Origin of the sequence: uncultured Arcanobacterium sp. (assembly GCF_947253055.1) — a bacterium.
In the GTDB taxonomy this organism is placed as follows: Bacteria; Actinomycetota; Actinomycetes; order Actinomycetales; family Actinomycetaceae; genus Arcanobacterium_A.
On the sequence record NZ_CAMXYE010000067.1, the window covers coordinates 1 to 8,161 of the forward strand.

The 8,161-nt window shown below is 51.1% G+C and carries 8 protein-coding genes; all 8 read right to left on the bottom strand.

All coding sequences use genetic code 11. The features are described from left to right. Positions 1 to 484, bottom strand: a 484-nt coding sequence (locus Q0X35_RS05225) for a DivIVA domain-containing protein (protein ID WP_297566256.1), incomplete at its 3' end; no start/stop codon positions are given. Between the two features lie 181 nt (positions 485 to 665). Continuing rightward, the gene (locus Q0X35_RS05230) at positions 666 to 1,961 is read right to left on the bottom strand and encodes a MurT ligase domain-containing protein (RefSeq protein ID WP_297566258.1); all 1,296 of its coding nucleotides are present in this window, start codon (positions 1,959 to 1,961) and stop codon (positions 666 to 668) included. Positions 1,962 to 2,057: 96 nt separating this feature from the next. Then, positions 2,058 to 2,342 (bottom strand): YggT family protein, encoded by a 285-nt coding sequence (locus tag Q0X35_RS05235; RefSeq protein WP_297566259.1) that lies wholly within the window; start codon positions 2,340 to 2,342, stop codon positions 2,058 to 2,060. Between the two features lie 25 nt (positions 2,343 to 2,367). Then, positions 2,368 to 2,790 carry a cell division protein SepF gene (locus Q0X35_RS05240; RefSeq protein ID WP_297566260.1) on the bottom strand — a complete coding sequence of 141 codons (423 nt, stop codon included), beginning with the start codon at positions 2,788 to 2,790 and terminating at the stop codon, positions 2,368 to 2,370. Between the two features lie 101 nt (positions 2,791 to 2,891). Then, on the bottom strand, positions 2,892 to 4,109 hold the full coding sequence (gene ftsZ, locus Q0X35_RS05245; protein ID WP_297566261.1) for a cell division protein FtsZ: 1,218 nt from the start codon (positions 4,107 to 4,109) through the stop codon (positions 2,892 to 2,894). 251 nt (positions 4,110 to 4,360) lie between these two features. Continuing rightward, positions 4,361 to 5,650 carry a cell division protein FtsQ/DivIB gene (locus tag Q0X35_RS05250; protein ID WP_297566263.1) on the bottom strand — a complete coding sequence of 430 codons (1,290 nt, stop codon included), beginning with the start codon at positions 5,648 to 5,650 and terminating at the stop codon, positions 4,361 to 4,363. Beyond that, the gene (murC, locus tag Q0X35_RS05255; RefSeq protein ID WP_297566264.1) at positions 5,647 to 7,146 is read right to left on the bottom strand and encodes a UDP-N-acetylmuramate--L-alanine ligase; all 1,500 of its coding nucleotides are present in this window, start codon (positions 7,144 to 7,146) and stop codon (positions 5,647 to 5,649) included. Before murC ends, Q0X35_RS05250 begins: the two co-directional genes overlap by 4 nt. Continuing rightward, positions 7,143 to 8,161 (bottom strand): glycosyltransferase (locus tag Q0X35_RS05260; RefSeq protein ID WP_297566265.1); only part of this gene is annotated, 1,019 nt, incomplete at its 5' end. The genes Q0X35_RS05260 and murC, both read right to left, overlap by 4 nt.

Below are 8,161 nucleotides of genomic sequence, written 5' to 3' on the forward strand. Positions count from 1 at the left end.
AAATCTTGTGCTCCATCACGGAACGCTCTTCTTCCAACTTAGCCACGGTGCGGCTACGGTTCTCTTCCGTTTCTTTCCGAATCCGATTGCACTCTACTTCTGCTTCGGCAATCAACCGCTCGGATTCCGCCTTACCATTTGCCACATATTCATCGTGCAGCTTCTGAGCGAGCGCTAATACGCCCGTAGCACTCTCGGCATTTTCCTGTACCATAGCTGCCTGCGGGAAGGTGGAATCAACCGCGACTGGAGCTGGAACTTCCACATCCGGAGCTGCCTCACCGGCATTCTCCAATTCAGTAATGCGTGCTTCAGCTGCCTGTAGCTTCTCAGCTAATTCATTCTTTTCCCGCGTTAAATGCGCAATAGTTTCAGCCACTTCGTCGAGGAAATAATCGACCTCATCCTGGTCATATCCTTCATCAGCGCGTTTTGGTTCCTTAAAGCGCATATTGACGACGTCGTATTCCGTCAGTAATGCCATAATGTTACCTCATGTCTCAGTTTGGATTGCCTGGCTAACGCTTCTTCCAGAGCTCACTGAGCTTTGCTAAACGCGCCTGCTGGCAAAAGGATTACTTATATTTCTTATCACATTTTTATAACGTTTATCTACTTCTCGAGATAAACACTACTTTAACCAGCACTTTTACGATTCACTTCGCTTAAGCTTCGGCCTCACTGGCGCCGCTACGATCCAATATATTCTTAATATCGCGGAAAGCAGTGTAGTTGGCTACTACCTCAATTTTGCCCACTGGCAAAGCGGCTAAAGCGGCAGCCGGAGATTCCACCACTTGCGGTGTTATCCCGATTTTCTCTAAACATTCCTGCAGCTCCGCCACCGCTTCTCCGCTGATATAAATCGGTATTTCCCCCACTTTTTCCGGCAATACTCCAAAATCTATATCCCGCAGCCAAGAAGCATCTTCTCCGTCTGGTACCTGCGCATTTACCGCCAAAAGTAAAGCCTGCGCTTTTTCCACCGTACGTAAAGTCTCCTGCCAGCCGGCCGGATTCTTCGCCAATAGCATGCGGATATTTTTCTCTTCCCACTGATAGCGCCCATAGCGCCCCGCCACGCTGGTAATTTTTGCTATTTCTGGCAAAGAAATCTCGGGAGCTACTCCCAGTACTGCTGCCGCCGCTACTGCTTGCGCCGCATTTCCCCGGTTATACTCCCCCGGAAGCCGAAGCTGCAGTGGATAGCGCTGCACAGTGCCATCTTGCTGGCGATGCAGCAAAGATTCTTCTTCTACCCACCATTCTGGCTCTGGCCGGCGATACTTATCTCCCACCTGCCATTGGGCGCCACAGCGCTCTACCTTGCCGCCGAGCGGAAAGTCTTGCGAATCGGCTTCCCACTGTGCCCCCGCTGCTACCCACACTACCGATGGGTGATCCCAAACAGCGGCGGCAATAAGCGGATCATCGCAGTTAGCTACGACGGTGGCTTGCGGATAGCGGGCAATGCTCTGCGCGATGCGCTGCTGCACATGAACTGGAGAACCCACTCTATCTAACTGGTCGCGCGTAAGGTTCAACAACACAAAAACTGCCGGGTGTACCATATCGGCTACTATGCCGAGATGCATTTCGTCTATTTCGAGAGCCGCGAAGGGCGCCTGCGGATTTTCCAGCAAGGCCGCGCTGACTCCGGATTCCATATTGTCTCCGTGATCGTTATACGCCGTCGGGGCGGTGGCACGAAGCGCAAAGTTGAGCATCTTCGTGGTCGTAGACTTACCGTTCGTACCCGTCACTAATGCCACCTGCATAGAACGCGAAATTTTTTGCGTAATATCGCTGTCGATAAAGCTGGCTACGCGCCCACCGATTACTCCACCGGCACCGCGGCCCAGCCGCCGCGAAATTTGGGCTGCACTGCGCCCGGCACAGATAGCCGCGCGCGCCCGCAGACTCAATTGCGAAGAAGTGGAATTAGCAGAAGAAAATTGCATAGGAACCCTCTTTACGAACGATTTGCCAAGGCGAATCTTTTATAAAACATCGGCTTATTCTAAAGCGGTTGCTAAGTATTTGCTAGCGAAAAACAACTAAAAAATGTGTAATAAAGATTGCAAAATCTTTAGAGCAGCGTAGAGTACGATAAAACCGACATCTAAAGAGACATTGCCAAGCCGCACGGGAGGTATATAGCGCCCTAAGAAGCGGAGAGGCGGATCGGTGAAGCGATAAATCAGATTAGAAATTACCAGTATTACTCCCGCCGGGCGCCAATCGCGATTAAGGATTTGTACTAAATCAATAATTACTCTGCCGATTAGCACCAGTAGGTACAGTTCCAGCAACCAATACAGAAGCAGAATGACGTAGGTCATATGCTACTTTCTTTTTAATCTCGCCTCAGCGAGCAAAATCATGCTCGTTATTTAATCCGCGAGAATCAATTTTCACTGCACAAGGCGTCAGTAAAAAGACATCTTCCGAAATACGGGAAAATACTCCTTCGAGGCCAAAGCAAAGACCCAATGCGAAATCCACAATACGCGCCCGCTCGGCGTCGGAAGCTTTGCTGAGATTGAGAATTACCGGACAACCGGCTCGAAACTCTACGGCAAATTCCTTTATTTCGTGATAGTCCGCCACCCACATAGTGACGATTCGCGATACTTCCGTGCGGTCTACTGAGCGAATAGGCGAGATATCTGCATTCTCGCTTTCTTCGTAGTATTCTTCATCGCTGAAGTCGTCGTACTCTTCACCTTCGTAGGCGTAATCGTCATCCGCTACTGCAGCTCTTTGACTTAGCCGATCCAGAAAACCCATAGCTTCCCCCTCGCTCCATTAACTTAAAACTATTGCATAAAAGATATGAACGGCATATCTTCCCTGGTGTGTCTTCGCTTTAGTGCTACCTATTCGTCTATCTACTCGTCTTCTTCAAAAAGAAAATCGGGAATATCTAAATCAGGGCGACGCGGCTCCGCTTCGTCTTCGAGAATCGGCGGAATATTAGTGTCTTCCACTTCCGCATCTCCATCAAAAGCAGCACTGCCAGCAGTAGCTTGCGGGGAAAGCGGCGTGGCAATGCCAGCGCTTTGAGCTGCGGCACTCTCTGGAGAAATGTGCTCATGGGCAGCCAAGGGAGTTGACTTTTCACCGTGCAAATTCGCTTGCCCGTTTTCCGCACTCCCCGTCGCTAAAAATTCTTCACTCTCGTCGAAGCCGGCCGCGATTACGGTAATGCGCAGCTCATCTCCCAGCGCCTCATCGATGGTGAGGCCAACTATGATATTGGCGTTCGGATCCACGGCTTCTTTTACCATCTGCAAAGCGGCTGAGTACTCCGCCAGCCCTAAATCAGTAGAGGCCGTAAAGACTAGCAATACTCCGTGTGCGCCATCAATGCGGGCTTCGAGAAGCGGCGAAGAAATAGCGTTTTCGGTAGCGCGGATAGCCCGCTCTTCTCCCGAAGCTGAGCCAATTCCCATTAGAGCAGTGCCGGCATCTTTCATAATTGCTTTGACGTCTGCGAAATCTAGATTAATTTCGCCAGGTTTAGTGATGAGATCAGAAATTCCGCGCACGCCGGAATGGAGAATTTCATCAGCTAAGCGGAAAGCTTCCAAGATCCCAATATCGGAATCAGAAATCTGGAGTAGCCGGTCATTCGGAATCACTATTAAAGCATCCACTGCCTTACGCAATTCGGTAATACCAAAATTCGCATTGCGAGTACGCTGCAGACCTTCATTGCTGAAAGGGCGGGTAACTACGCCGATAGTGAGCGCACCTAGATCGCGCGCCTCATTAGCTACGATCGGAGCAGCACCAGTACCAGTGCCGCCACCTTCGCCGGCCGTTACGAAGACCATATCGGCTCCTTCGAGCGCATCGCGTACGATATCGATATTTTCTTCCGCCGCCCGCGCTCCTACTGAGGGATCAGCTCCGGCACCTAAGCCGTTAGACACATTTCGGCCAATATCAATTTTAGTTTCGGCTTCGGAGATAGCTAAAGACTGCGCATCAGTATTTACAGCTATGAATTCCACTCCGGCTAAGCCGTCTTCAATCATCCGATTTACTGCATTTACGCCGCCGCCGCCGACTCCGACGACCTTGATATTAGCCATATTGTTCATAACGGATATCCTTATAATCTAAAACCTCAAGTTAAACTTGAAGAATTCTTCGTCTAATCTCGCCCAGAAGATAGAGGGGAATAAGCCGGATTGCAATGATTTAAGCGGTGTGTCGAAAATTTACTGCCGGCAATTTTGCGGCGGCAGAAAATGTAGTGTGAATTAGCCGCAGACGGGAAGGAATGCAGGCAGGAAATTATTGGGTGACGGGAAATTATTGGGTGACGGGAAATTATTAGGCGAAGGAGAAATTATTGGGTGACGGGGGAAGCTGGAATCGATACGTCGATAAGCTGCTTATTCTCCCCTAATAGTACCCGCAGTATCTGCGCTTTTAGCTGGCCTTCGTCTGATCTACCCCAAATTACGCGCCGCGAATCATCTAAGGTAAAGGCAATTTGATAGCCGCTGCTTATTTCTATTGTGCGCACTTTTCCGTGCAGATCGCCTAAATCCGCCACCACTTGCCGCGCGGCTTCTACGGCCGCTTCTTTCTCCACATCGGCTGGGAGCGGGCCAAGATGCGGCAGAGTATCTAGGATAGTAGGCGGTAAATCTAGAGTTTGGCCGCTCCGAGATATAGCTTTACACTCATTGCCATTCACCAGGCAAAAAGCCGGTACTTCACTCTGCAGAGCGATTTTTAAGTTACCGCGCAGCGAAGCCTTGAGCTGTGCTTTCTGCACCTCAGGCAGCTTCTCTAAATCTGCTTTTAGCCCCGAGTGGCTAATTAATAAAAGCGAATCTCCTTTATGCTTTTCTACCACTTCTTGCACTTGCGTGACTTTAATGAGAGAACCATCTTCCACGCCCGTAATCTCTACTTTTTGCGGATTAAGCCGCAGCAAAGGCGAGAAGAAGAGAATCCAGACTAATAGCAGAACAAAGAGAGTAACTCCCCCTCCGATTCCTATTCTCCGCAGATATTTACGGCGCCTATCCGCTTTACGCTCGGCGCGGCGGGCCGCTAAAGATACGATATCGGGGCTCGCAGTTTTTCTTTCCGCTCCCCGGAGCGGCAAGGCAATTCTTTGCGCGCCTTTCCGCAAAGAAGAAGTTACTTGCTGAAAAACTTTGCTGCTGGTTTCGCCTACTTCTTTTTGGGAGAGTTTTTTCGCTCTACCTTGCTGCGGCTTTCTACCTTGCTGCGGCTTTCTACCTTGCTGCGGCTTTCTACCTTGCTGCAGCTCGGTAGCTGCGGACGGGGTACGGCGCAGACTGCGCGGAAAAGATGATTTTTCTAAACTCTTCTCCGCGCTGCTCGCCAGATAGGAATCTTCTGCGTCAATATATAAATTCTCGCTAGATTTCGGTAAAGGGGCAGTGGGCACTGTATCTGGATATAACTCCGGCGGCTCGGGCGGATTAATTTCTCCGCCCTGCCCGAGTGCGCTAGCCAGATTGTCGGCGCTCAATCTATCACTAGAATGCGCCCCATTTGCAGCACTGGCTTCACCAGTAGCGCCAATTTTATTAGCGGCGCCGGCCTCATTTCCGGAGGTGAGCCGGCGCGGTTTGCGCGGAGGTTGAGGAGCTTTCACAGTGCATCTCCCTCTTCTGGCATTCGATGTGCCTGATTTTCGGTGGAAGTAACGCTATGAGCAGCAGTGTCTAGATTATGTGCCCTATTTTTATCTCCCAAATTTGCTTCTAAAACTTGGAAAATTACTGGTGCCAGTTCCGTCACGTCCCCGGCTCCTATCGTCAAAATAAAATCTCCCGATTTAGCTCCTGCTGCTATTTCTCTGGCCGCCGCCTCTTTATCGGGAATAAAAGCTGCGCCAGGTAACTGCTCAGTAATAATATTCCCTTCCGCTCCCGCATCCGGCGTCTCTCGCGCTGCATATACGCTGGTTACCACCACGCTATCAGCAATCTGTAAGGCTTGCGCAAACCGCGCAGCAAAATTATAGGTGCGGGAATAAAGATGCGGCTGAAAAAGCACCCGCAATTTACCGGAGCAAAGCTGGCGTGCAGTATGCAGAGTAGCTGCAATCTCCGTCGGGTGGTGGGCGTAGTCATCGAGGATAGTTACTCCACCTACCTCTCCCCGCAGTTCAAAACGGCGCGCTGCCCCCGGAAAGGCTCCTAAGGCTTGCGCCATTTCCGCTCCCGGCACCCCCAGCTCATAACCCGCTGCCCAAGCTGCAGCAGCATTTAAGAGCATATGTTCTCCCGGCACCTGTAGCTGCAATTCCATTTTTTCCACTCCCAGCTCTGGAGCAGAAATAAAGCCTTTATTACTTATCTGCAAAGTGGTAGAGCGCTCTAAAGATAAACTACCGGGGCAAATATGTATATGTGCTTCTCCGAGTGGCTGCGCTATTTTCTGCACCCCATAAGTCCAGACGCGCCGACCCGTCTGCACCGCTTGGGCAGCTAAATGCGCTGCGCCCGGGTCGTCTGTATTAGTAATAAGCAGCCCTCCCGGCACTATGCGCTCAGTAAAATCGAAGAAAGCTTGCGCAAATTTTTCTTTAGTGCCATAGAAATCCAGATGGTCTACTTCTACATTGGTGACAATAGCAATCCGCGGTCGATAGTTCAGGAAAGAACCGTCCGATTCATCGGCTTCCGCTACAAATACCCGCCCTTTGCCGAGCTTTCCTCCGGATTTTCCGTGCGGCAAATTAGCTCCTACCGCATAGGAAGGATCGCAGCCGAGCTTCTCTAAAGCCGTAGCCAGCATCGCCGAAGTAGTAGTCTTTCCATGTGCCCCAGCTACCGCAATAAAATCGTGCTCACCTGCCACTAATGCTAAAGCCTGCGAACGATGCAGTATCGGCTGGGAACGCTTTTGCGCGATTTGCAGCTCGGGATTGCTGCTCTTTATCGCAGAGGAAATAACTATTTGGGCATCTGCCGGCACCTGCTCTGCGCGTTGTCCGATATAGACTTTTAGACCTTGCCGAGCCAAGCGCCGCGTATTATTCGAAGCACTCCTATCTGAACCGCTCACCTCGTGGCCGGCTGCTTGTAATAAATCAGCCAGCACCGACATTCCGGCTCCCCCAATTCCCATTAAATAGAATTTCATCCGATTATCTCCACTATCCGCTGCGCCAATATTGCAGCCCCGTCTAGAGGAGCTACCGCGCGCGCCGCGGCTGCCATAGCTGGTAGTTTATGGGCAGTAAAGAGCGGCAGCACCTGCTCCTGCAACCATTCCTCAGTGAAATCGGTATTGCTTACCAACAATGCTCCCCCGGAATTGACGACATCTTGGGCGTTGAGCGCCTGCTCGCCATTGCCGATAGGGAGCGGCACAAATACGGCGGGAATTCCCAAAGCAGAAATTTCTGCCACCATTCCGGCTCCCGCCCGGGTAATCACCAAATCGGCCAACGCATAAGCTTTTTCCATATCCGCTAAATACTCAATTACGTGATACCTCTGGAGAGAAACCCCCGATTTTTCTAAAGTTTCTTTTACGGCGGTCGCTTTTCCTTTTCCACTAATGTGCAGCACCTGAATGCCTTGTTCTAAAATAGCGCTGCCGGTCTGGGCCACTACTTCATTTATATGTACCGCCCCGGAGGAACCGCCCGTCACCACCAGGGTAGGTAAATCTGGATCTAAGCCAAATTCGCGCGCAGCTGCATCGCGCAGTTCTTCCCGGTAAGCAGTATCGGCAGCTAAACGAGCAATCTCGGCGCGGAGCGGTAAACCAGTAGTGAGGGTATCACCTCGGCGCGCCCGTAAATCAGTAGAAGGAAAAGTGAGCGCCACCAGAGCGGCAAAGCGGGCGCCCAATTTATTTGCTAAACCAGCGCGGGCATTCGCCTCGTGCACCACCACTGGAATATGGAGCTTTTTTGCTGCTAAATACATAGGCGCTGAAGCGTAGCCGCCGAAGCCCACCACCACAACTGCCTGCTTTTCTATTAGCAGTTCTCGGCAGCTGCGCACAGTTGTCTGAAAAGCTCGGGGAAAATGCAGTAAATCCGCGTTAAAACGGCGCGGAAAAGGAGTGCGAGGAATGGTCGCTAAAGGAAATCCAGCTGCCGGTACCAGCTCAGTTTCTAAGCCTTTTTTCGTACCCACTGCGGTAA

Bases quoted from the DNA above. Each gene is read 5' to 3' on its own strand.
- Q0X35_RS05235 (WP_297566259.1), bottom strand. From the start codon at position 2,342: ATGACCTACGTCATTCTGCTTCTGTATTGGTTGCTGGAACTGTACCTA.
- Q0X35_RS05230 (WP_297566258.1), bottom strand. From the start codon at position 1,961: ATGCAATTTTCTTCTGCTAATTCCACTTCTTCGCAATTGAGTCTGCGG.
- Q0X35_RS05240 (WP_297566260.1), bottom strand. From the start codon at position 2,790: ATGGGTTTTCTGGATCGGCTAAGTCAAAGAGCTGCAGTAGCGGATGAC.
- murC (WP_297566264.1), bottom strand. From the start codon at position 7,146: ATGAAATTCTATTTAATGGGAATTGGGGGAGCCGGAATGTCGGTGCTG.
- ftsZ (WP_297566261.1), bottom strand. From the start codon at position 4,109: ATGAACAATATGGCTAATATCAAGGTCGTCGGAGTCGGCGGCGGCGGC.